This is a genomic window from Leadbetterella byssophila DSM 17132, assembly GCF_000166395.1.
Lineage (GTDB): Bacteria > Bacteroidota > Bacteroidia > Cytophagales > Spirosomataceae > Leadbetterella > Leadbetterella byssophila.
This window is the reverse complement of sequence record NC_014655.1, coordinates 2356718-2382658: the sequence shown is the minus strand read 5'-3', so window position 1 is coordinate 2382658 and position 25941 is coordinate 2356718. Positions and strand designations below refer to the sequence as shown.

The 25941-nt window shown below is 42.1% G+C and carries 14 protein-coding genes, 1 tRNA gene and 3 rRNA genes; 5 read left to right on the top strand and 13 right to left on the bottom strand.

Going from position 1 to position 25941, the window contains the following annotated elements:
• Positions 1-37: 37 nt before the first annotated feature.
• A complete protein-coding gene (locus LBYS_RS10875) occupies positions 38-1273 on the bottom strand; it encodes a cytochrome c3 family protein (protein ID WP_013408924.1) in 1236 nt (411 codons plus the stop codon).
• A gap of 2016 nt (positions 1274-3289) precedes the next feature.
• Here LBYS_RS10875 and LBYS_RS10865 point away from each other — a divergent pair.
• The 4 genes from LBYS_RS10865 to rrf all read left to right on the top strand — a co-directional run bounded on the left by LBYS_RS10865 (position 3290) and on the right by rrf (position 8194).
• Positions 3290-4790, top strand: a 16S ribosomal RNA gene (locus LBYS_RS10865).
• Positions 4791-4950: 160 nt separating this feature from the next.
• Positions 4951-5024: transfer RNA gene (locus tag LBYS_RS10860), tRNA-Ile, on the top strand.
• Positions 5025-5120: 96 nt separating this feature from the next.
• Positions 5121-7935 (top strand): 23S ribosomal RNA (locus LBYS_RS10855).
• A 147-nt stretch (positions 7936-8082) separates the two neighbouring features.
• Positions 8083-8194: ribosomal RNA gene (gene rrf / locus LBYS_RS10850) — 5S ribosomal RNA — on the top strand.
• The 16S, 23S and 5S rRNA genes sit together here with 1 tRNA gene alongside, the layout of an rRNA operon.
• A gap of 224 nt (positions 8195-8418) precedes the next feature.
• Here rrf and LBYS_RS10845 read toward each other — a convergent pair.
• From LBYS_RS10845 to LBYS_RS10795, 11 genes are all read right to left on the bottom strand, one after another.
• Positions 8419-8859 carry a VOC family protein gene (locus tag LBYS_RS10845; RefSeq protein WP_013408923.1) on the bottom strand — a complete coding sequence of 147 codons (441 nt, stop codon included), beginning with the start codon at positions 8857-8859 and terminating at the stop codon, positions 8419-8421.
• A 36-nt stretch (positions 8860-8895) separates the two neighbouring features.
• Positions 8896-9756, bottom strand: a complete 861-nt coding sequence (locus LBYS_RS10840) for a helix-turn-helix domain-containing protein (protein ID WP_013408922.1) — start codon at positions 9754-9756, stop codon at positions 8896-8898.
• A gap of 28 nt (positions 9757-9784) precedes the next feature.
• On the bottom strand, positions 9785-11398 hold the full coding sequence (locus LBYS_RS10835; RefSeq protein ID WP_013408921.1) for a patatin-like phospholipase family protein: 1614 nt from the start codon (positions 11396-11398) through the stop codon (positions 9785-9787).
• Positions 11391-11732 (bottom strand): hypothetical protein, encoded by a 342-nt coding sequence (locus LBYS_RS10830; RefSeq protein WP_013408920.1) that lies wholly within the window; start codon positions 11730-11732, stop codon positions 11391-11393. The genes LBYS_RS10835 and LBYS_RS10830 overlap by 8 nt, the downstream gene beginning before the upstream one ends.
• 178 nt (positions 11733-11910) lie before the next feature.
• Positions 11911-16458, bottom strand: coding sequence for a hypothetical protein (locus LBYS_RS10825; protein WP_013408919.1), 4548 nt, complete (start codon positions 16456-16458; stop codon positions 11911-11913).
• A 9-nt stretch (positions 16459-16467) separates the two neighbouring features.
• Positions 16468-17289, bottom strand: a complete 822-nt coding sequence (prmA, locus tag LBYS_RS10820; RefSeq protein ID WP_013408918.1) for a 50S ribosomal protein L11 methyltransferase — start codon at positions 17287-17289, stop codon at positions 16468-16470.
• A 56-nt stretch (positions 17290-17345) separates the two neighbouring features.
• Positions 17346-18527, bottom strand: coding sequence for a type IX secretion system outer membrane channel protein PorV (gene porV / locus LBYS_RS10815; RefSeq protein WP_013408917.1), 1182 nt, complete (start codon positions 18525-18527; stop codon positions 17346-17348).
• 54 nt (positions 18528-18581) lie between these two features.
• Positions 18582-21683 (bottom strand): type IX secretion system sortase PorU, encoded by a 3102-nt coding sequence (gene porU / locus LBYS_RS10810; RefSeq protein WP_013408916.1) that lies wholly within the window; start codon positions 21681-21683, stop codon positions 18582-18584.
• Complete coding sequence (locus tag LBYS_RS10805; RefSeq protein ID WP_013408915.1) at positions 21680-22321, bottom strand: hypothetical protein; 642 nt, start codon at positions 22319-22321, stop codon at positions 21680-21682. The genes porU and LBYS_RS10805 overlap by 4 nt, the downstream gene beginning before the upstream one ends.
• A gap of 5 nt (positions 22322-22326) precedes the next feature.
• The gene (locus LBYS_RS10800) at positions 22327-22893 is read right to left on the bottom strand and encodes an anthranilate synthase component II (RefSeq protein WP_013408914.1); all 567 of its coding nucleotides are present in this window, start codon (positions 22891-22893) and stop codon (positions 22327-22329) included.
• A gap of 12 nt (positions 22894-22905) precedes the next feature.
• Positions 22906-24327 carry an anthranilate synthase component I family protein gene (locus tag LBYS_RS10795; protein ID WP_013408913.1) on the bottom strand — a complete coding sequence of 474 codons (1422 nt, stop codon included), beginning with the start codon at positions 24325-24327 and terminating at the stop codon, positions 22906-22908.
• A 606-nt stretch (positions 24328-24933) separates the two neighbouring features.
• Between LBYS_RS10795 and LBYS_RS10790 the strand changes: the two genes are divergently transcribed.
• Entirely contained in the window at positions 24934-25221 is a 288-nt protein-coding gene (locus LBYS_RS10790) for a hypothetical protein (RefSeq protein WP_013408912.1), read from the top strand.
• A gap of 77 nt (positions 25222-25298) precedes the next feature.
• Here the strand turns inward: LBYS_RS10790 and LBYS_RS10785 are convergent, their stop codons facing one another.
• Positions 25299-25826 (bottom strand): ferritin, encoded by a 528-nt coding sequence (locus tag LBYS_RS10785; protein ID WP_013408911.1) that lies wholly within the window; start codon positions 25824-25826, stop codon positions 25299-25301.
• Positions 25827-25941 lie beyond the last annotated feature (115 nt).

Here is a 25941-nt window from a genome sequence, read left to right as displayed (position 1 = left end):
ATAATATAAGTAAAATTCTAGTTTTGATTAAAGGTAATTAATAGTGACATTTAGCACATTCCAGACCACCGATGTCCGCCACCTTCATAGGTTTTGAAGAGACTTCGTTGTGAGCAGTAAGGAGCTTGTCGTAGTAAGCATTACCTTTTGAGTTTACATCTGTTTGGCGGTGACAGTCGATACACCAACCCATAGTTAATGTACTTCTTTGTTGGATAACCTCCATGTTTTTCACATCACCGTGACAATTTTCACAATCCAAACCGCCAACAGCTGTGTGCTGAGAGTGGTTAAAGTAGGCCAAATCAGGTAAGTTATGAACGCGTACCCATTCAATTGGGGTATCATTTTCAATAGCTCTATAGATCTTCTGAATTTCAGGAGATTCACGTTTGATCGTGTTGTGGCAGTTCATACAGATGCTTGAGGAAGGAATACCTGCTTGTTTTCCTTTGTAAACGCCTGTGTGACAGTATCCACAATCAATCTCCATATCACCTGCATGAAGCTTGTGTGAGAAGTTGATAGGTTGAGCCGGTGCATATCCTTGGTGAACACCTATGCTATACAAACCATCTAGTGTAGCTTTAGTACCTAAGATGATAAATAACCAAATAATTGCAGATCTTACTGTGCTATTGCTGAATAGTACTTTAAGTTTTTCTCCGAAGCTTGGCTCAGGGTTTTGTACCTCTTGGTTAATGTCTTCTTCTGATTTGTTCATTGTGCTTAATAAACGGATCACAGAAAGAAGGGCTACAAGAACCAATACCATAATTGCTAGTAAGGATACTAGTATGATATTAAAGAACTTACCGCCTCCAGCTTCTCCACCAGTAGTGGTAGCTCCTGCTACGGCACCTGCAGCTGCTGCTGGGGCTTCATTTGCTTTCTTAATATAAGCCAAAATATCATGAATCTCCTTCTCTCCATAAGAAGGGAATGCAGTCATTTGTAGCTTATTGTATTTGTTGTAAAGATCAACTGCGTATTTGTCGCCGCTATTGATAACTTTATCCGGGTTATTGATCCAAGCTTTGATCCAAGCAAAGTCTCTTCTCTCTTCAATGCCTTTTAGGCCCGGTCCTACCACAATTTTCTCCTCAGGAGAGTGACATTGTTTACAGTTGTTCTTGAAAAGGGTTTCTCCCGCTACTGCATCTCCAGTGCTTCCTCCGGCAGAAGCTTCAGCTTCTTGTGCTTTTACTCCTTGTGCCGTTAAAAATACAACGGTAAACAGTAGTAAGAATTTCCTCGTAATGATATGTAACATATTTAACAGAATATTGCTATTTCATCCAGACTGCAAAACTAATGGAGGAATAGTTGGTAACAAAATCTGCTTTGTGAAATTTCGGGAATTCAAAAAATTTAGAACAATTTTAAATAGAAGTTAAAGTATTGAGAATCAAGTTAAAAGAAAGTCGATATTCAAATAGTTCCCAAACTTAGGAATCTGTAAAATGGTATTTTCTTTAGACGAAAATAAGTCTTGTTTCGTATTATTTTTTTTCGTGCAATTTCGCTATTTGTGTGTTTGGAAGGGTAGCTTATGTTGATCAGTCTTTACATCAGCAGTTTAACATCAGTCCCTTGTCTGCTGAATATCAAGTTATTTACTATAGTAAACCTTTAATTTTTTTTGGAAATGTCCTTTTTTTTGGTTATTTTTATAAGATGGATCTACGTGTTTGGATAGGTATTGTATGGGTGTCAGCAGATCCTTAAAACCCTTTTCTTAATATTCTTCATAGATAAGATAGGTAAAGGTTATTTCTTAACTGAGTAATGTGCTTCCCATCTTACTTCCTGTCATAGAGTGTTTCACTATAATCGCCGGCTACTTTTTATATATGTAGGATTTTAGGGATTGGCAACTAGCAGAATGGTCTATTTAGTTTTCTTCCTGTCTTTTTGATGCTATATATAGATAGGTATAGAGGGGCAGCCTGCATTTAGATTTACTAGGGTTTTAACTGATGCCTTTTCTGCTTGCTATCTCGTCCTATTTTTTTTGTTCCAAAGTTTTGGAAAGGAGGTGTTGCACTCTTCGGAAATCTTAAATGTAGTGTAAGGGAGCTCTTGTATCTGTGTTTCCAAAAGGTCTTCGTCGATATGCTACAGTTTTTGTACCAGGTGTTGGTTTAGATTCAACTTTTATTTTGGGAAATGTGTTCATTGCTTTCTGTAGGCGAGAAGGAGATTAAGCATGTGCATACTTGGGTCTTTACTTCTTTATAGGAAATAGATCATTTGGTAGAGGTTTCCTTTATTATGGTATAGATTTGAATATTTATCCTATCTGCATTTTTATATAGAGAGCCATGGGTCTTATCCATACTTATATATATACCCAACCTTATTAATGAGTTTCAGAAAGCGTGTAGATCATTCTTTTAGTTTAATGTGAAAACGCTGTGATAATATGGGACACCTCTCCAGACTTCTTTAGTATTCTTCTTCTTCCTTAAACAAGGAGAGGCATGGTGGCTAGATTTTGAAAGAAGATCCATTTTAAGTTCTAAGTTAATGGCAGGTTTATATTTTTAAAGGTAAGTGTTGTATTCCCTCTGTCCGCAACTTTTGATCCAAGCTCGCTTTACTAAGGAGGGGCATGAAAAAGTAGGAGTGCCAAATCATTTATTTATGCATTCTCTACAGAGGGGGAGTAGTTTTTTGATTCAACATTCATTTATTTTGCAGTTCTCATACTTTAAGATCAAAGTTTGCTCTGCTAACTATTTTATTATCTCCCACCATTCGAGTTTAACAACTATTCGGTCTCAAGCCGGTACTTTGATATGGGTTCTTTGGTGCTTCTGTGGGTAGGTGCATTTGATATAATTTATATTTCTTATCAAATAGAGTAATAATAGGGATATGGAGTAGAAATGGCCTCTATTGTACTTTTTAAGGGGATTTTTGCATTCTCAAAAAAAAGTTTAAAATTTTTTTAAACCGCATAATATTGGTTTTGTGAAGGTTATAGAAAAATGCTAAAAAAACCTCAAAAATATTTTTGGAGTAGGTATTGCGTTGTCAAAAATTGTCTCTACCTTTGCACTCCCAAACGACGAGAGACACGCAGAAACGAAGGCGAGCGGGGTTAAAAATAGAAGAGCGGCGAAAGCGGAAAGATAGCTGAGACGCACAAGCTCACTACGGTGGGAGAAAGTTCATTAACTTGTTGGGGATAAAGATGGAAGCACTAGTTTTGGCTTTTAGGAGTTGAAACGAAAAGCTAGGTAAAATATAGAGAAAGGCAAACGCTTACGAGTAAAAGTAATTTACAATGGAGAGTTTGATCCTGGCTCAGGATGAACGCTAGCGGCAGGCTTAATACATGCAAGTCGAGGGGGCAGCAATGTCACCGGCGAACGGGTGCGTAACGCGTATGCAACCTACCCATATCAGGGGGATAGCCCTAGGAAACTGGGATTAATACCGCATAACATAGAGAACGGCATCGTTTTTTATTAAAAGATTTATCGGATATGGATGGGCATGCGTAGGATTAGCTAGTTGGTAGGGTAACGGCTTACCAAGGCTATGATCCTTAGGGGCTCTGAGAGGAGTATCCCCCACACTGGCACTGAGATACGGGCCAGACTCCTACGGGAGGCAGCAGTAGGGAATATTGGGCAATGGAGGCAACTCTGACCCAGCCATGCCGCGTGCAGGAAGAAGGTCCTCTGGATTGTAAACTGCTTTTGAATGGGAAGAAACGTAGTCTTGCGAGGCTATTTGACGGTACTATTAGAATAAGCACCGGCTAACTCCGTGCCAGCAGCCGCGGTAATACGGAGGGTGCAAGCGTTATCCGGATTTATTGGGTTTAAAGGGTGCGTAGGCGGCTTTATAAGTCGATGGTTAAAGGCAGCAGCTTAACTGTATGCATGCCCTCGATACTGTAGAGCTTGAGTGATTTGGAGGTGGCTAGAATTCCCTGTGTAGCGGTGAAATGCATAGATACGGGGAGGAATACCGATTGCGAAGGCATGTCACTACGAATTAACTGACGCTGAGGCACGAAAGCGTGGGGATCAAACAGGATTAGATACCCTGGTAGTCCACGCCGTAAACGATGATTACTAGTTGTTGGCCGATGGGTCAGTGACCAAGGGAAACCGATAAGTAATCCACCTGGGGAGTACGCCGGCAACGGTGAAACTCAAAGGAATTGACGGGGGTCCGCACAAGCGGTGGAGCATGTGGTTTAATTCGATGATACGCGAGGAACCTTACCTAGGCTAGAATGTGAGCGAATAATTCAGAGATGGATTAGTCAGCAATGACGCGAAACAAGGTGCTGCATGGCCGTCGTCAGTTCGTGCCGTGAGGTGTTGGGTTAAGTCCCGCAACGAACGCAACCCCTATGATCTGTTGCCATCATTAAGTTGGGGACTCAGATCAGACTGCCTACGCAAGTAGAGAGGAAGGAGGGGACGACGTCAGGTCATCATGGCCCTTACGCCTAGGGCGACACACGTGCTACAATGGCATGAACAGAGTGCAGCGAGCTTGTAAGAGTAAGCGAATCACAAAAATCATGTCACAGTTCGGATTGGGGTCTGCAACTCGACCCTATGAAGCTGGAATCGCTAGTAATCGCATATCAGCCATGATGCGGTGAATACGTTCCCGGACCTTGTACACACCGCCCGTCAAGCCATGGGAGTTGGGTAGACCTGAAGCGGAAGGTAACAGACTTCGTTAGGGTAGAACCAGTGACTGGGGCTAAGTCGTAACAAGGTAGCCGTACCGGAAGGTGTGGCTGGAACACCTCCTTTATAGAGATATTCTGGCAAGACCAGAAGAATGATAAGGTGAGTGTTTGTTACAAACATATATAAGAAAGACCTAGAGGTTGTGGAAGTTTTTATTCCCATCAACAAGTTAGTTTGTTGAGAGATCAGAATCTGTGAGAGCCGGCTTTGGCTCGCTGGAGCGGGGCTTGTAGCTCAGGTGGTTAGAGCGTTACACTGATAATGTAAAGGTCCCTGGTTCGAGTCCAGGCAGGCCCACTAAAAACAGACGAAAGATCACAAAGTGAAGGAGTTTACTTCTTTGCAGAACGTACATTGACATCATTGGAAAGACTGAGTTAAGAAAGAGTTTTTATTAGAGCAAGAGAAGGGCGTACGGGGGATGCCTAGGGTCTCAGAGGCGACGAAGGACGTGATAAGCTGCGATAAGCTACGGGGAAGAGCACATATCTATTGATCCGTAGATTTCCGAATGGGGCAACCCTCTCTGGTGAAGCCAGAGAATCCATGCCAAAGGGCATGTGAAGCGAACGTGGGGAACTGAAACATCTAAGTACCCATAGGAGAAGAAAACAATAGTGATTCCGCAAGTAGTGGCGAGCGAACGCGGAATAGCCCAAACCCGTTATGTTACGGCATACCGGGGGTTGTAGGACTGCATTTAGAAAGTTATCTTAAGCTGAATGATCTGGGAAGGTCATCCATAGAGTGTGATAGACACGTAAGCGTAAGAGATGATGGACGAGCAGTATCCTGAGTAGGGGGGGACCGGTGAAATCCCCTTTGAATCCGGCGGCACCATCCGCCAAGGCTAAATACTCCTGAGACACCGATAGTGAACTAGTACTGTGAAGGAAAGGTGAAAAGCACGGGGAGTACCCGGGTGAAAAGAACCTGAAACCGTACGCCTACAAGCGGTCGGAGCTTCGAGATGAAGTGACGGCGTGCCTTTTGCATAATGATCCTACGAGTTACGGTAACGAGCGAGGTTAAGTTTTTAAGGAACGAAGCCGAAGCGAAAGCGAGTTTTAACAGGGCGTTAAGTTCGTTGCTGTAGACGCGAAACCTAGTGATCTACCCATGGTCAGGTTGAAGTCCCGGTAACACGGGATGGAGGACCGCACCGGTAAACGTTGAAAAGTTTTCGGATGAACTGTGGGTAGGGGTGAAAGGCTAATCAAACTGGGAAATAGCTCGTACTCCCCGAAATGTATTTAGGTACAGCGTTGTGGAGAGTTTATCCGAGGTAGAGCTACCGATTGGATGCGGGGGAGTCACATCCTACCAAATTCAGACGAACTCCGAATGCGGATAAATATACACAGCAGTGAGGGCTCGGGTGCTAAGGTCCGAGTCCGAGAGGGAAAGAACCCAGAACTACAGCTAAGGTCTCTAAATCTATACTAAGTTGAACAAAGGAGGTCTGACTGCCGAGACAGCCAGGATGTTTGCTTGGAAGCAGCAATCATTTAAAGAGTGCGTAACAGCTCACTGGTCGAGCGGGGCGGGCATCGATAATAAGCGGGCATAAAGTATAGTACCGAAGCTTAGTCAAGAGTAATCTTGGGTAGGGGAGCATTCTGTATGCGGAGAATGCGTCATTTGAGTGGCGTTGGAGCGTACAGAAAAGCAAATGTAGGAATAAGTAGCGATAATGAATGTGAGAACCATTCACACCGAAAGACTAAGGATTCCTCCGCTATGTCAATCAACGGAGGGTAAGTCGGATCCTAAGGATAATGCGAGAGCAGAAGCCGATGGGAAGCAGGTTAATATTCCTGCACCGATGCATATTACGATCTCAGGGACGGATTCTAAAGCTTAATACGAACCGACGGAAATGTTCGTTGAGAGGAGTCTTCGGACGAATCGAATTAGGGGATAGGGTTCCAAGAAAAGCTGATAAGTTATGGATATGTATCGACCGTACCGTAAACCGACACAGGTAGTCGAGGCGAGAAGCCTAAGGTGCTCGAGTGATTCACGGCTAAGGAACTAGGCAAATTAACCCTGTAACTTCGGGAAAAAGGGAGCCTCAGCGATGAGGCCGCAGAGAATAGGCCCAGGCGACTGTTTAACAAAAACACATGGCTTTGCGAAGATTAATGTCGACGTATAAGGCCTGACACCTGCCCGGTGCTGGAAGGTTAAGAGGGGGTGTTATCGCAAGAGAAGCACTGAATTGAAGCCCCAGTAAACGGCGGCCGTAACTATAACGGTCCTAAGGTAGCGAAATTCCTTGTCGGGTAAGTTCCGACCTGCACGAATGGTGTAACGATCTGGGCACTGTCTCAGCCGTGAGCTCGGCGAAATTGTAGTGACGGTGAAGATGCCGTCTACCCGCCACGGGACGGAAAGACCCCGTGAACCTTTACTATAGCTTAGCGTTGTGACTGGATATTCGATGTGTAGGATAGGTGGGAGACTGTGAACGGGCGTCGCTAGGCGTTCGGGAGTCAACGTTGAAATACCACCCTTTGGGTATTTGGTTTCTAACCTCAAAGAGGGACATCGCTTGGTGGGTAGTTTGACTGGGGTGGTCGCCTCCAAAAGAGTAACGGAGGCTTCCAAAGGTTCTCTCAGCACGCTTGGTAACCGTGCGTTGAGTGCAATAGCATAAGGGAGCTTGACTGCAAGACCGACAAGTCGAGCAGGATGGAAACATGGGTATAGTGATCCGGTGGTTCTGCATGGAAGGGCCATCGCTCAAAGGATAAAAGGTACTCCGGGGATAACAGGCTGATCTCCCCCAAGAGCTCATATCGACGGGGAGGTTTGGCACCTCGATGTCGGCTCGTCACATCCTGGGGCTGGAGAAGGTCCCAAGGGTTCGGCTGTTCGCCGATTAAAGTGGCACGCGAGCTGGGTTCAGAACGTCGTGAGACAGTTCGGTCCCTATCTGTGGTGGGCGTAGGAAGTTTGAGAGGGTCTGATTTTAGTACGAGAGGACCGAATTGGACATACCTCTGGTGTATCTGTTGTCTTGCCAAGGGCACGGCAGAGTAGCTAAGTATGGTTAGGATAAACGCTGAAAGCATCTAAGTGTGAAACCGGCCTCAAGATGAGACTTCCATAGAGGAACGTTATAGACGATGACGTTGATAGGCTACAGGTGTAAAGGTGGTAACATCAAAGCCGAGTAGTACTAATGAACCGAGAGCTCTATTAATTTTAAAAAATCAAAGCTCAGTTTTTCCAGTTGTCATGTAAAAAGACATACTAATTGTTAATGATTAATTGTTAATTATTAATGAATGAGTTGATGAGAAATCATTAACCATTAATAGTTGAACATTAACAATTACCTAACGACATTCACGGTGTCAATAGGATGGGTGTTCACCTCTTCCCATTTCGAACAGAGCAGTTAAGCCCCATACCGCCGATGGTACTTGGATCAAACCAGGGAGAGTAGGTAGACGCCGGTTTCTTATTCGAAGCCCTCAGCTAAAGTTGAGGGCTTTTTTTTGCTTTTTAGCCTAAGGGTCGTTCCTTCTTGGTTTAACCCTTACTTGTTTCTTTTGACGGGGCCGGCTAATTAATAACTATTAACCAATAGTTATGGAACATTAGTTTTAACTTGTTAAGAGCCTTTTGGCCATTTCATTACTAAATGATCCATAATTATTAATCCTAAAATGCCGTAGGTTTTTTAGAACTTCCCCCTAAACAATACCACCCTCCATCCGTCAGGGTCTTCGAAGGTTTGGCTCTTATTTAGCCAGTAGGGATTTTCGGGTTCTACGGGGTGGTAGCCATAAGATAATATTCTGTTGAGAGCTTTTGTGTACTCTTTTTCATTAGGATAGTACAGTACAGTCAGATTTTCCTTGGTAGGTGCAGGGAGTTCTGGTTTCGGGGTCTGTGATGTGAATTCCAAGTGGAATCTTTTGTTAGGTAATCCAAACATGAGACCATCATATCCCTCATGCCCCTCAAAACTGCCTATTATAGGTAATCCAAGAACAGTGCCATAGAAATGTTTTATTTCCGCCAATTGATTCGTCGGACGAGCAATTCTTACTTGTTGGTAGTTTTTGGGAGAACATGCTGATAAAAAAGGAAGTACCAATAATGCTAATTTGCTTTTCATATGTTTTTTTTAGCAAAATTGTCGGATTTCTAAACCTTAGTCCATGGCCGGATGTCCTTTTGACCTGTCGATTTTACGGTTTTTACTAAATAAGGTAGGAGGTATACCTGTGTTTTTGGAAAAGTATCTGGTAAAGGACTCAGGTGTACGGAATCCTAATTGATAAGCTATGTCTTTAATAGATAAACTCTTGTTTTTGAGTAACCATTCGGCTTCCATTACCACTCTCTCCTGAATGATTTTATGGGCAGATTTGCCGGTTTGGGATTTTACGCATTCGCTGAGGTACTTTGGACTTAAATTCATCATTTCTGAATAATCCTTAAGGTTTTTTACGTCCTTAAAATGCAATTCTACTAGTTTTTTATACTCGTGCATGACCTGGTATTGCCTATTGATCATCTTGTTTGAATGCAGTAAACAATACTCGCAGGCTCTATTGTATTCGTAAAGAATTTGGACAATATACAGCCTTATAATGTCTAAGTAGAAAGGGCTTTCCCTATCTAACTCTTCTTTTATCTTTTGGAACTTATATAAAGTATCTTCAAAATGATTCCGTTCCAAGGGAAAGGTAGGTGGATAGTCAGGACTTATAAACAGTAATTCCCCTAATCCTTCGTTCCTCATAAATGCTCGTTGTAGAAAGTCTTCCTTAACGGCCAGAAAACTTACATGAACACCTCTTCCGGTAAATTTATATAGGGTTTGAGGGGGAACGATAGTCAGACTTTGTTCTGATAATTCAAAAGAATGCAGGCCCACATTTGCTTGTAGATTTCCTTTGGTACATAATATTATAAGATGGTAAGGAAATTTCTGGGGTGTTTGAAGGGTCAGAAGACCTATATCATTCGAATGGAATACTTCTAGATTTTCTTTTAATAAGTAGGGCATAAACCTCTGATGAATACCTGCAAAGTAATTAAATAAAATTCTTTAGAGCCTCTTTGAGATATTTTTTTATAGCCTTCCTAAGTATGCTCTGAAACAGTAACATCTCTGCTTTGACCAGCCAGCGTGTGGAAGTTTTGTCTATACTTTTAATCAGGATCTTGATTCGTGAGATCATAGCTTGGGCTACCTCATCCACTACTTCTGTTTCCTTTACCTTAGGAAATTTGGGTTCGGTGATGACTTCTTCATGAAAATCGGGAATGATAGGGTAGGCATAAGGTTCTTTAGTGTCCATTTTTCGGATGACAAATCGCTCCATTGCACTTGCATGGGGTTCAGACTCTAATTTTTTCTTGACTTGCCCTAATTCTATTCCAAAATGATACCGAAGAAAATCCTGGCAGTTCTTTCTGCCTAGCTCGTAGTCGTGCTGACGAAATGATTTTTGAAGAAATCCGGCAAAGCCAAATATAGGTCCGGCAGCTAAAGGGTCATCGTTCGTCTCTTTCTTACTGGGAAGGATCAGGAATCTGGTATTGAATTGAGTAAGAATGATATCTTGAATACCTGACTGACTGAAGAAAGCATGATTTCTCAGAGCTGAAAAGAGTAACTTCCCTATAGAAATCATGTCTACTTTACTTTCGATCTCCTTTTTCTCCTGGTAGGGAAAGGGATCAATCATGATGATAGCATACTTTTCCTTCTTATAGGACTCTGGATCTTTTTGTTGTAAAACCACCCCTCCTAATCCAAAAGGTTCATTGTTGATCAGCCCCCCGTCAATAGCGCGGAAGTTATATTTATCGCCTTGAACCGTCTTTGGTGGGACGAGTTTGGGCCTTTGGTAAGGTACTATTTCACCATTTGCCCCCACATAAGGAGGAAAGAGGAAATCTGTATATTGACTAAGGTATTTCGCATGGATACTTGGCTGTCTCGCTTTTAAGCCTATTGGATAAGCGGCTGTACTAAGGGTCATTTCTTTTAGGCTCTCTCTATCGCTTTGTACTCTCAAATCTATTTCTGAAAAGAAACCTTTCGTTGAAGCTCCCTTTCGTCTATAGTCCATGAATCCGGCATTTTGAGTGATGACATAGCTTCTTTCATTACCAAAGGGGATTTCATATTTTAAACCTTCCAGGTTAGTTACTGTTAAAAGCAAATCTACATTAGGCGAGAAATAAGGGGGGAGGGTTTCCCTGACTTCCATATTTTCAAAAGCACGATCTGCAATTTGTTCTATGGGTGCTACATTGAACAGGGAGTTGATCTCGTTTTCGCCCTCAGAGCCCAACATTTTCTGTATAGTGCTGCCTTTGTTGTCATCGGCCATATTTACCCAACAGTCATATAAAAGTGAATGGTTTCTGTGCGTATTGGCCTCAATAAAACTTAAAGATGCCGTTATTCCTCCTGCTGATGAGCCTGCCAATACCTCTATTTGGACTTCATGCATAGGAACAGAGGCATCATATTCGGGGTCTTCGAAGTAGTCATTTGGCCTCCTTGCCTGAATGGAGAGATTCTTTTCTTTTTTAGCTTGCCAAAGGGATAAGGCCTCTGTTAAGTAGTCCATCACGCCTGCAGTATATGCACCTGCTGATACTGCCCCCGCCATAGCTATGCAAATCTTAAACATCTTTTGTGGTCCGATTTAGTTTTAGAAGATATTTCAAAACCATTAGCACATTTGCTGTGATCAAAACTTCAGTCTGCAGTAATTGGCTGAAAGCACACACCACTGCTTCTGAATATCCCATCATTTTTTCCTCCCTTCTTATCTTTTTGATCCTTTCTAAAAGCTTTTTCCAAAGCAGATCCCTGTCAACAACCGATTGGGAAGAAGAATAAAGAGCCTGCTTAGCTTCCTCCTCGGAGACTGCTTTATCCGCATCTTTTAGAATCATGGCAACTATCTCAGCGGCAAACCGTGCAGATGACATCACTTCACCGTTCTCATTTTTTACATACATGGTATAGGAATTTCCTTCCCTTATGGGAGTAATGAAGAACAATAAAAAAATAGCTTGAAGTAGAGCAATCTAAAAAATACCTATCAGATAGGTCAAAGAGGAACTTACGGTACGAATGTAAATATTTATGCTAATTTGGTCAACAGTTCAATTGTATTATTTATTAGGTGGTACTGGATCAAAAACCCTCACCTTCCTCTTTTTTGGTCTTCTTGCTTGTTCTGGCTGGCGTTCTTTGCAACTTGTTATACTCATCCTCACTCATGCCGTGATAAGTGGTTAGGAAACGTTTTTTGAAACGTGTGGCTTCTGTGACATCTAAGAACGCTACATTCTTCTCCTTTCCGGTGTTTAGAAGTTTGTTAACCTCTTCGTCAGCTGAAACAATGCCTAATTGACCATTGCGATAGACAAAGTAGAACCACACATTTGGAGAGATATCCAGGTATAGATGAAGTTCGCTACCTGTACTGTGGGAAGTAGCCACTTCCATATATCCATTTACTAGAGCATTGATATCTACATCCCCCATATTGGAAATGCCTATAGGACCTCGACTGTAGTAAGCATTTGCGGTGGCATTCCATTGCAGATCCACCTTACTAAGCACCAAAGATTTCAGGAACTTGTTCGACTCCTTGAATAGAGGGATATGGCCTTTCTCCGTATTGGAAAGGTACTTTTGAAGGTCAGGTTGACCTAGAATCAAACGTAGGTTCTCTAAGAATTCCTCATCGCCTGTATCTATTGCAGCCTGGGAATTTCCGGCATCCAGATTGTGTTTTACCAGATTTCCACCCATCTTTTGTACAGTAGGAATAGGCAAAGGAAAATCAAAGAGCATGAAGTTCGAAAATCTGTAAATGGATGAGTCAAGTAGAACAGTAGCCTGTCCATAGGTGTCAAATACCTTGCTAGGCGCTCCTAGTAGATTCATTTTGCCACGTAGTACAAACCTGCCCTCTTCTTCGTAGAATTCAGCCGTATTTTCCGTACCGGTGCTAACGTTGAATCTAGCATTTTCCTCGTCCCTTTCCATGGTGCCTTTGGCCAGGAAAATATCTGAATCGTCTGCTGATTTCTTCATAGACAAGAAGGTAGGATACATGCCATCCGTATTCGCTCCGTATTTCATGTGAAGCCCCACATACAGTGGTTTCCCTCCGTCTTTTAAGGTTTCATCTATTGGGATTTTGATGTTTTCAGATTTTGAACCGGAATAATCAATCCAAGAACCACCAATCATGGGATATTTCTTCAAATCCGGTAAGATTTGACCTTTTAAAGACAAGTTTTTAAAAGGCGCCAGCATGGTAAGCTCTCCTATATAAAGCATCTTTTTAGCCAGATATACCTGGTCTTGTTCCTGAACTCGGGCTCTGGCTATGGTGGAAAGTTTCCCTGACCCTTTAGATTCTAATATCCTTCCTTCCGGTGTAACTTCTGCAAATTCAAAACCACCTAACTTGATATTGAAGGTATCAGAACTGATGTTGACATATTGATAATCTGCTTGGGCACTATAGGAAAGTTTTGAATTTACTTCTACAGAAGCATTGGTCAGCGTGTGGTATCTGTTGATAGTGTCAGCAACTATGGTTGCACCCTTAAACGAATCCAGTTTTCCATCTGACTTCACAAAAACCTTTCCATCTGCCGGTTTAACGGCGGCATCAGCTGTTCTGATCTCTTCTACACCAGAGATGTTTAAGCTTTTTTCACTGATGTTATAAGTGGCTGCGGTACCGTGGAAAGATAGTCCATATTGATTCTTTGAAGTAGAAGTGAAGACTGAACCTTCAAGACTTCCGTCCATGGTGATGAGCTTGTCTTTGATTTTCCAAAGGGCCTTGTCTATGGTGGTCTTGTATTGAGATGCCGGAAATTCTAAGAATCCACTACTCTCAAATCCTTTACTTTCAGCTGATATCTTAACTTCAGATTTATCTACCACGAAGTCTATGTCTACCCCTTTTCCTGCAAAGGCTAGTTGCTCACTACCTTCCGTCTTGACTTTCAAGTCGGCTTTTTCTGCCAGGAATCCACTCTTGTCGAATCTGAAGGTTTCTGAACTAATGTCAGAATCTGACCTATGCAGGCTTCCATTACCATATAATCCTGAATTCCGAATAACCAGACTTCCCTTAAGGAAGGAGCTGCCTTTGTAGAATTCAAAGCCTTGTTCTGAGGCTATGGCTAAGCTATCTTCAAGCGGAGCCCATTCCATACCGTAGGTACTTAGATTCACTTGGGGAAAATACACTTGACCGCTTTGCTGTTCTCTTACTTGTCCACCGTTTCCTTTCGCACTCATTTTGTCCGGTGTAAAGGCTACCTCTTCTAAGGTCAGTTTAGAAGTCAAATGCTGGAGTTCTCCTACAGATTTAATTCCGCGTTTGTGCAGTACTATGGGTTCTTTCGCTGTAAATGCAGAGGCGAGGCCATAGACTGGATAAGGACCTACAGGTTTATGGATCATGCCCATGCTGGTGTCAGGTAAAACAACCAGGTGGTCTTTGATAGGCTTAAAAATATTGCCCAAAGTGAAGATCCCGGCTATTTTCGGGTCTTTGGTATTTAGGCTGTCCAAATACAATTTGTCAGCTTTGAAATGATAGGTATCTGAGAGATGAGGGAAACTGACGTTTACTCCTCCGGCTATTTCGAGTTTTGGATATTCGGGTAATATTCTTCTTCCCGACTTGTTATCAGGCGCATTCAAGATCAATTTTCCCGTCTTTCCGAATTCGAATTTCCCACCTAGTTGAATCTTTGAGCCTTTTCTGTAAAGGTCCAAAGGGGTAAAGGTTATGGAATCTATACGATTTAATTGAACCACAAAGTTCTCGTATTCAAGTACAAAATCACCATAGAAGGTGAAGTTCTTGACTATGATTTTGCCATTGAACTGAAACACCTTGTTGCCTATCACCTGCATGGATTGTTGGTCGGGCAAAAGCTGTATCCCCAGGCTATCACTTAGTTTAAAGTTTTGGGCTCCGGAAATATTGAGTGATTTGGATTTGAAATCTATGCTGGCATTTTCTTCTTTCCCTTTGTTTAAAGAAGAAATGACCAAATCGTCGTAATCTTTCTTGCCGGTAGTTACGAGGTAATAATGGAATCCTTTTCTGGAAATGCTGTAATAGTCTTCAAAGGGATGATAGTCAAAGAAGCCCATTTGATGACCTATTAGGAGGCCATTTGATGCAAAGTGCCTTTCTTTTTTAATAAACTGCTGCAGTTCATCAACGGTGATCTTATTTTGCTTTTTCCTTCCCACTAGAGTGGCAGCTGCCATTAAGGGATTGAAACCGGCAGCATTACTGAGGTTACTCAGTCGGAGGGCATTGTAATAGTCAAAAGACTCAAACTCTGCTGCTACCTCATGTTTACCAGATACGATATAAAAATCCATCTGTCCGCTGCCTAGGTTCCAGGACATGGCATCACAGCGAATGTCCACCTGATGGAAGGTGTCAGAGAACATGCTGTTGCGGAAGCCACCCTTGCTTACTTTATTAAGCTTCACTAATTGATTAGGGATATGGAAGGTCCATTGAATTCCCGGATGACTTACGGAGTCTTTGCCCAGTCGAGCTACGAAAGAGACCTGAGGAGAACTTAACAGGGTGTCTGTGATAATTATATTCTTACCTATGACCTCAAATTGCTGGGTTTGGCTGCTTTTGTTGACCACTAATCTGGTGTATTGATTCTTCAAAGATGCTGTAGAGATCTTTTGACCTACCAAGGTGTAGCCACTTGTGATTTCGTAGTCTTCAAAGGGCAGAACCAGTTTGGATTTGCTGTCGTAAGATTTGAATCTGGGAAAAGTGGAGGGTACACCGTTTGCTCTTTTCTCCATCTTGATCTCCAAAATACCCTTTACCGGTACTTCCAGTACACCTTTGTGGGTTAGTGAGGTTTCTTCAGCTAGGAGTCGGCCTTTAGAGCCTTTATAGGAGTATTTTCCTAAGTTGGCTCTTACTTTTTTCTCGGCAACTGACCAATGAATCTCTCCTCCTTCACCGAGGAAAAGTCCTTCAAAAAATTGATAGGCACCTTTTGTTTTTTGGATGACAAAAGAATCTGAAGGGCTGATTAGAGAGAGGTCTGCTTCTGACCACACGCAGATCAGGCCTTGAACCGGAGGGAGTTGAAAGTTTTTGGCTATAAAATTCCCAGTGGTATCGTCCCAACCTAAATCTTCGTCCGTCCCAGTGGTTCCTGATGTACCCGTAAAGTAATCTTGTTTCTGATCTAGGAATTTCCATTCAAGTGAACTTCCTGCCAGTTTAACTCGGTTAAATGCAGAAGTGTATAACTCTTCTTTGGTGAAAAAGTTATACATCTGCGGGATAGTTTCTTGTATGATCTTGGCCGGATAGGCTTCAAAGGACTTTCCTAATCCTATCAGTAAGTTGTTTAAGTCTGCAGCTGGGAACCGGGAGTTATAGGCTTGCAGCATCTGCGTAAAGCTCTGTATGTCCTGAGGTCGAAGTCCTTTTTTACTGATATAGGGGATGATCCTTCTAATCTGCTGTTTGCCTTCTTCGTTTAGAGTCTCTTTGTAAAAGCTGGGGAAGTTACTAGGAGCTCCTAGGAGTTTCTCCATTTGTCTGGCATATTCTTCTATAAACTTTTCCGGATCAGCAGGTAGATTCAATACCTGAGCCTGAGCAGTAGAGAAGAAGAATAAAAAGATCCAGACAACTCTTTTCATGACAGCTATTTATTTCCTAAAAACGACAGCAGCCCAATTGTTCTTACTTATTTCTTTTACTTTTTTAAATCCATTTTCCTCTGCCACACGTTCTATATCCTGTATATCGTGGGTATAGAATCCACTGACTAATAAGTAATCCTTACTGAACTTGGCATATTCCGGAATTTCATCCAATAGAATGTTTCTATTGATATTTGCCAAAACGATATCGTATTCCTTGATATTTTGTGTTCTGATGGTTCCTTGATCTATGGTGATGTCTTCCACACCGTTAAGTTCATAGTTCTCTTTCCCATTTTCCACTGACCATTCGTCTATGTCGAAGCTATGAACGTCTGCTGCTCCCAGTTGTTTAGCCATGATAGCTAAAATACCTGTACCCGTTCCTACATCTAAAACGGATTTGCCTTTGTGATCTATATCTAACTGTAAAGCGATCATCTGAGAAGTGGTTTCATGATGACCTGTTCCAAATGACATCTTTGGCACGATGATGATTTCATGCGAGTAAGATGAAGGGGCTGGGTCGTGAAAACTGGCACGGATATAGACCTTACCGTCTACATCTATAGGATGAAAATTAGACTCCCATTCTTTGTTCCAATTCTGTCTTTCAACTTTGGAGATGCTATAATGCAGAGAGACTTTAGAGGCGTATTTCTCTAGGAGCAATTTTACATCTTGTTCCTGGAAGAGTTCCTCCGGGATATAGGCAATGATCCCATCCTCTTTGTCCACAAAAGAATCAAAGCCTACTTCAGCTAATTCTGCTACCAGGATTTCAGCGAAATCCGCATCTATACTTAAATCTAATTCAAAAAAGTCCATGATATAAACAACAAAAGCCCGAAGATACGGGCTTTTTGTCTCAATTAATGTTTTTATTAATTATCAATTCTGTCACCAATGGTATCTACTTTGCCGGATTTGTGAGGAACTTGAATTCTCAATGTTACTCTCCAAGTATTAGCTAATGGGCTTCCGGTCTTAGTAGGGATCAGGTAGGCTAGATCTAATTTTAATCTTTCTTTCAAGGTCACACCGGCACCGGCTGTGATGTATTGATTACCGGCTTTGTGTTTTGATTCATGAAAATAACCGGCACGAAGTGCTACGATCTCCTGGTACGAATATTCAAAACCTACTGAAGTAGTGATCTCCGCTAATTCCTCTCTAAATCCGTCTTCTGCATCACCGAAGGATTTGAAGATGGCCTTCATGGCACTCATTTGCGCCTGATCATAAGAGGTAGAATCAGAGCTCAGGTTAGCAGGAACTAATAGCTTATTAAAGTCTACGATGAAGGAGAAGCGGTTAGATAGGTCCGGACGGAAAGAGAGCTGAGTGCCCACTTTCAAGTTTGCCGGAAGAAAGTATTCACCAAAACCATAATTGATTTTACCGCCTAAGTTTTGCAATACTATACCGTAGTCTACATCAAATTTCTTGAAGTTTCTAGGGTCATTATCCGTAGGACGTGTTTTGTTATAGTAGAAACCTAAGTCCATAGCGGCGGTTTGTCCCGGCTTAGCCGTAACAGAGGTACCTGGAATTGACGCATTTCCTACTAGATTAGAATGAATGTATTTGATATTCAAACCTAAGGAGTAGTCAGAGCTTAGTTTTTGAGCGATACCCGCAGCTAAAGAAAACTCATTACTTATGAATCGATCTATTTCAAAACCGTTCCAGTCCGTAAACTGAATCTCACCTTGATTAAAGAAGTTTACACTGGCTCCGATAGTTTGCTTATCTGAAATCTTGTAGTAACCACTGGCATTTAAAAGGGCCATGTCATCCACTATTTGTCTCAGCCAAGGAGTGTAAGAGAAAGATCCTCCATAACGTGAATCAGAGAAAGCTAGTTTACCAGGGTTCCAATGCATGGCATTAGCATCAAAGGAAGTAGCGGCACCCGCGTCACCTAATGCTGCGGCTCTGGCGTCTGGAGAGATGGATAAAAATGGCACAGCTGTATAAATCAGCGGATAGTTTTTATTCTGTGCATGAATTAGTCCCGGGATCAAGAAGATGCTGAGGATTATAAACCAAGAGTGTTTTTTCATATATGATTAAATATCTGAAGCCCAATGAGCTCCCAAAATAAGAGATTTTTATTTTTATTTCCAAAAAAACAAGGGTCTGCCTAGCTTTTCAGAGCTTCCATCCACAGCTGATTTTAAGGTCCACTGCAAAAAGAGTTTTTGTCCTTTTGTGGATAGGTTTTCCAATTGAAATTCCGAGTCCCAAGTTTCCAAACATTCCATACATTCCAGCTCTGTACTTTGTAGTATTTGTCCTTTTTCATTTAGCAGTTGGAAAGTACCTAGCAGGTTTTCTCCAACCCTATTGTGCTTGACTTTTATTCGAACAAAATCCTTCACCGGATTAGGATAGACTACGGAACTTTGAATCTTTAAAGCTTCCCTTTTTATTTCGTATTCAAACGTATTTTGCGCGGTAATATTATAGATATTGGACGCGATTAAAGTACTGCTTTGTTTGCCATTCTTTAGTTCACTTAAAGGTAGCAGTAAAATGCCTTCTTGGAATCCTTTGGTAGGAACAAAAGTGAAATGGTGGATTTTTTCACCATTGATTTCAAGATGGAAGTCGGGTTTGATACCGTATTGATCCCTGATATACCAAATTAAGCCTTTATTATCTTCCAAAGCCGCACTTAATTCCGGTCCGGAAGAGGAGAAAGTGGTATCCAGTTTGGTTAATGAAATACTCTTATAAGAAAAATAGATTTCTTGTCCATTTGTCCACTGGAAGAGTGCCCTGGTTTTACCATTTTGCTGTGGATTAGGGGCAATGAAAGGTGTAGAAACTTTAAAATCCTTTATTTCAAATCTGCCTTCTACTAAAGCTTGTGAACGGATTTCGTAGTTAAATGCCGGACTGTCCGGAAAGTTTCCTATTGTTTTAGCGGGAATAGGGGTATCCATTATTTGTACTGACATTTCCCCATTTTGGATTTGTTCAATTGCTCCTGCCAAATTATGTTGCTCCCCTCCCTGCATGAGATCGGGCAAAAGCTCATTTTTTTCCGGCAAGAAGTAGGGCAGAGGTAAGGTAGGGTCTCCCAAGAGGCTAAAGTTTCTGTTTACCTCTCCTCTAACGGAAGCGTTTTTTGTCTTTCGAAAGGCCTCTCCTAAGGTGCGGGAAGTAGGTAAATATTGAAAGAAGGCTCTGTTAATGGCTTGGTTAGTGCTGGAATAAACGGGGCGGGTAGTGGTAAGTAGTGCAATTCCTCCTCTCTGAGGACTGAGTAGCACATACTCAGCTCCGGAGACTTGTCCGGGCTGGTCAAACCTGCCGAATTCGCAGGTGGCGGTCAACCAGATGGGGAGCTTACCTGAATTCTTTAACTTTGAAATATCTGATAGATGAAGTAGTTTTTCATTTGTCCAGGCTTCAGAAGATCCGTGGCCTATGTATGTTAACACAAGAGAGCCCTGATTTATCATTTCGTGTAAGCGGGCATTTGCTTTGGGGGAAATACCGTCTTCTATAGGAAAATCATCAAGAAGTAGTTTTTCAGTGTTAAAGCCGGGATAGTTTTCCAGGGCTCTTCTCTCTAAATCCTCCGCGTCTTGTTGGTGGAGATTATAATCTCTGTTATCTGCGATGAAACTCAGTTTGTTCATCCAGGTTCCGGGTTTTCTTTGCATGTACTTGTCCACATAGTAGGAAAGTTCAGTCAGATTTCTGGCTGGAATTCTTCCTACACTTATGTCTAAAGTGTGGTCTCTAGCATCTTCGCTAAACCAAATGTTATTGATGCTTCTACCTTCCGGCCAATCTCCCTCATGATCTTCTAAGAACCCGAAATAATCATCTGAAGAATAGCTATAGATGGGTTCTAAGGATTCTCTTGACTCGTAGGTGGGAATCATGGTTTCCAAGTTGACATAATCTGCGTTTTTTAGGTTTCTGTAGTCGTATGTTGCGTCACCAATAAGAAGCACGGAAGAGAATCTCTCAGGATCTTTCCGGTATAAGTGCCTGCAGAAATCTCTAATGGCAGTAGGGTCAACTTTTCCGGAACTGAAGGTGAGGTAAATATCTTCTACATCCACGGCGATTAGATCAATATTTTCATTCTCTTTTTTAAAAGAGATATATCGGTCTACCTCTCGCTGGAATGCTCTGGGATATACTATCAATAGCTCTGGCACAGGTAGGTTGAGGATGGAGGGCTTAATTACTTTGCCTGCATATAGAGGGTACTGAATATCTAGGGGTGAGAAAGCTACTATACGGGAATCCCTGTTTTCGGGATGGATAAGGTTATTTGCATCCCAGTCCAGCTCTTTTACGGTTTCTCCTATCTGCCAAACTTTCAGGGCATTATTGTCCCACTGTAAGACGGGAGGGATGGGAGTTCTTTCGAATATCCATTCTCCGGCACCTTTCAGAAGTTTTTGGTACTTCACTTCCCAATAGTCTAGGTATACTCCTACATTTCCTACACTTTCTGCACTTAGTTTCATTTTCAATTCACTTGGAGTGCCAAAGAAAGTATATCGGTGTTCGTTTGATATCCTATGGTATCTGGCGGTGGCATCATTGGGATGGTAGGGCGCTCCCCTAAGGGTGTCTCTTTTGACTTGTGTACCAAAAGTAAATTCAATGAACTGTCTGCTGATCCCCATGGGGTAGAGGGACAGGGTGATCTGGTAGTCGGATTGGAAGTGAAGCGCCGGTGCAGGAAGGGTAAATTGGTCTTTAAAGAGCTCTCCTAACCATAGGCGGCCGGACTGAAGCAGGTTTACTTCATCTTTTTCATAACGTTGTTGGAAACCCAGATGAGTGAGGATCTGTCCGGAATTCTTGCTTGTTACTACAGGGATTTTTTTGATCTCGCCTTTGCCTAGAAAGTAAAAGTTAGACTTACTGTATGGATTCAGGCTCCCTTCGTGAGGGTCTTCGGCAAAGAAAAACAGTTGGGCTTGCCCATTCACCTCTATGATCTGTGTATGGATGATCTCCCAATCAACTATTCTTTTATCTGAATTCTTTTGAGGTAGAGCTTTGGGATGTCCACCCATGATGGTTAGTTCTTCCAGGGAGAGGTTTTGGAGGTGAGGGGCGTATTTCTTTATGAAATCCTGGTCAATCTTATACACTCCTGCTTTCTCTATGCCTAATTTAAGCCAGGTATCCTGAGCGAAAAGGTTTGTACATAGAAAGATCAGGAAGGCAAATATCCTCATGGTTTGACGTGGGCAATTCCAGGAATGGTGTATCTTTTTTTCGAATTTACACATTCTACTAAAATTCGTGTCCTACGCTGTGCTATTCTTTTGAATCTCCTGCCTTTGAAAAGGAATTCTTCTCCATCTTTTAGATCGGAAAGGTATATGCCTTCGCTTTGAGGGGAGTATTTGGCTAAAACCTTTACCAGGTTAGGATCTTTTACGCTTGAAGCTGCGGGATCCTGCATGTGAGGTATTAAGACCTCGAGGATGTCTTCCGGAAACACATTAGGTTTTAGGAGGGGAGACATCAGTCGGCTAAATTCCCTTTTCCAGGTTTCGCCGTGGGGGCTTGGTTTTCTTTTAAAGAGGGATTGCTGGATCTGTACCCTTTGATGTGCTATTTCATGAATGAGTGTGATGAGAAAACTATATGCATTGCTGTCTCCGTTGACGGAGATGTGGTGTGACCCGTTTTTGAACATGTAGTTTCCCAGACAAGTCTTCCTGGACCTGGCCACTTTGAAGTAGAAGGGGTGCTCCGTCCAGAGAGACATGACATAGTCCACAGCTGTTTCGGGGATATGCTTTGAGAAAGCATTCCTGAACATTTGGTCTTTGGGGATGATCTTCGGTTTTCGAAACAGCTGGAACATGTGCATTAGTGTTTAAGCCAGTTTTCTACCATTTTAACTCCATGCTCAGTGAGGTAGGCTTCGGGATGGAACTGTACTCCTCTTACATCAAATTTTTGGTGGGCTTCTGCCATGACGTAGCCTTGGTTATCTTCAGCGGTCACTTTTAAATCTGAAGGCATACTCTCTTTGATGACGGTCCAGGAATGATACCTGCAGACGCTGAAAGTAGAGGGTATACCTTGGAAAAGGACTTCAGAAGGGTCTCTGACTATACATGGTGTGGTTACTCCGTGGAGTACATCTCCCATGTTTTCCAGTTTAGCGCCGAAGGCTTCACCTATGGCTTGATGGCCTAGACATACCCCAAAGATACTTTTGGTTTCTTTATACTCTTTCAATAAATCCATCATGATTCCCGCTTCTTCCGGGATACCCGGGCCGGGGGATAAGAGGATCTTGTCGTATTTTTTTACCTCTTCTAGTGCGATTTTATCATTGCGGAATACGTCTACGTCTCCCCCTAATTGTTTAAGGATATAGACCAAGTTATATACAAAGGAGTCGTAATTGTCTAAAACTAATATCTTCATTGTTGCACAAAATTAAATCTCTTCTGCCATTTCTAATGCTTTTCTTAATGCACCCAGTTTAAGGTGGATTTCATTCATTTCACTTTCCAGGTCTGACTTAGCTACTACTCCCATGCCAGCTTGGAAGAAGAGGGTATTGTTTTTACTTAGAAAGGTACGGATAGCTATGGCGTGATTGAAGTTGCCGTTAAAATCCATAAATCCTATAGCTCCCCCGTAAATGCCTCTGGAATTCGGTTCTAATCTATTGATGATGGTCATGGCATTATGTTTTGGAGAACCTGAGAGGGTTCCGGCGGGGAAGGTGTCTGCCACTAATTGCAGAGGGTTCACGTCTTGATTCATGGTTGCCGTCACCTTAGATACTAGATGGATGACGTGGGAATAGAACTGTACTTCCTTGAAGATCTCTACTTTCACTTCTTCTGCATTTCTGGAGAGATCATTTCTAGCTAAATCTACCAGCATGACATGTTCTGCAGATTCTTTAGGGTCAGCGTGTAGGTCAAGGGCTAGTTGTCTATCGCGCTGATCGTCGCCAGTGCGTCTGAATGTGCCGGCTATTGGATGAATTTCAGCCTGATTTCCTTGTATGTAGATTTGTTTTTCTGGGCTGGATCCAAAGATTCTGTAGTCTCCTCCGTCAAAGTAGAAGAGGTATGGAGAAGGGTTAATGCTTCGCAGCGCTCGATAGACGTTAAAGTCATCACCGGTAAAGCTTCTGCTGAATCTTCTAGATGGCACAATCTGGAAGACATCTCCGCGGAGGCAATGCTTGATGCATTGCTGTATGATTTCCCGCATTCTGTCGTCCTGAATGTTTGTTTCTTCAGGGCCGGTGAGACGGAAGACGGAAGTAGATCTTTTAGGGTTTTTAACGAAAAATTCTAGGGTTTCTAGGCCGTCCTGAAGGGGTTGAGGTTCTAGTTCTTCTTCGGTATACGTATGTTCAAAAAGGTGGAGTTCGTTTTTGAAGTGATTGATGGCAATCACATAGCGGTATACGCGATATTGGATTTCAGGGATATCGTTTTCTTCTGACTTATCCTGCAGTTCTATGTCTTCAAAATACTGTACGGCATCGTAGCTGATATGACCGAACAGGCCGTTTGAAATGAAGCCGTGTTCAGATTTTTCTCCTTCAAATCTGGCCGCAAAGCCTTGCAGTACCTTGACAGTATCCTTACTATGGGGTAGAGGATATGACTTTTGAGTGCCGTTTGGATAGCTCTCCTCCACATGACCTCTATCTATGCGTATGGATGCCACAGGGTCACAGCCTATGTAACTGAAGCTATTGTGCATAGCGTGGTAGTCCGCACTCTCCAACATGACGGAGAGGGGGTATTGTTCCCTGATTCTAAGGAAGATGCTCACCGGGGTGAGGGTGTCTGCCAGCAGACGTTTACTTCGGGTACTTATCTTAAATTTCATTTGCAAAAGGCATTAAAAAAGGCTTGCTGTGGTTGAACAGCAAGCCTTGTCTATAGTTATACATAGCGAATGTTGTTCAACCTCAAAGAGATGAACGCCACCAGTTAGCCGCTATGTTTAAGTTTAACTTCATGCTACAAATGTAGAAAACCTTTTGATAAAATGAAAAAAAATAAAAAATTGTGAGGAAGTAAGACGGGTGTTGATGATTGTGAGTGGAATTAAAACCAATCTTCATAGTCATCATCTAGGGTGAAGGCCTATAAAAAGTTTAAGATAGGGGGGCTTAAATTCTTTAAGTTCTCTTTACAGCACCGTCAGTCTAATGGGGTACATTCTCAAGCTAAAAGTTCATTTATAGAATTAAATTAGAGTATATTGCAAAAGTAGTTCTGAAGTAGATAAGAGTTTGGGCCTCTGAGAAAAGGGCCTGGTTTTGAGGTTTAAGTGGAAATAGGTACTCGGACGGTTGAGTGTAAGATGTTCTGATCATTAAAACATGGAGTAAGTATCAAAAAAATAATCTTATATCTAGCAACATGTGCATGGGGATGTGATCCTGACGCGGCTCCAAAAAGCGAAATTTCAGTTTTTGGATCCTTTGTTATGAACGTAGGGGAGGATGACTATCTCTTCACTAAATACCAACAATGTGATGAGGTCCGAGAAGTAAGCAGCTATACTGACTCACTTACTGTAAACGGTAGACTTTATAATCAGGTATACTTTGTAAAAATTATCCCCAAGAACCTACACAAAGATTGGAATTCCTTGGATATGGAGCCTTGCTCACTGCGAGATGTTTTCGCTAGGAAGGATAGCAGCAGGCAAAGGGTTCCCGGTTTCGGTGAGCGTGAATTTTTGGTGATAGAGGATGTGGTGGGTGTGCGTTAGTTTGCTGCCTTAACGCGGTATCTCTGGGCTGGACAAAAAAAAGGAGGAAAATTTCCTCCTTCATACTATTCAAAATCTTATTCTTCTCTGCCTATCTTCGCGATTTCCTTGTCCAATAGGTAAAGGCCGTTTGCGCTGTTTACGTCTATCAGGTCAAATAGCTCCAATGCTCTACGTGCATTCTTTTCTTCTTCTCTCTGCTCTTTTACATACCACATCAAGAAATCTTCAGTAGCGTAATCATTATTAGCTCTGCAAAGACCAACGATACGATTTATGGAATTAGTAACGGCAATTTCACTATGCAAAGCTGCTTCAAACACGCTTCTTAAATCTGGATATTCTTGCTGAACTTCACCTAAGGAAGGAGTTATAGCAGCACCTCCCATTTCATTGATGTAGCGGAAGATCTTCAAGAAATGCTCTCTTTCTTCTTCTGCTTGTCTATATAAATACTCTGAAGTACGTTCAAATCCATTACGCTCTAACCAAGATGCCATGGCAAGGTATTTATTAGAAGCCTCAGCTTCCATTTTAGCTTGTCCGTTCAAGGCTATCTCTATATCTTCTTTCAATGAAGTCTTATCTCTCAATAAATTTTTCATATTATGTGCTCTTGTGTTTTCGTTTACAAAATTAACACACAAGAAACGGAGATAAATTCCCTTTTGAATTGATTTACAGATATTTGTATTGAATCTAAATTTAAAATGCCTCCAA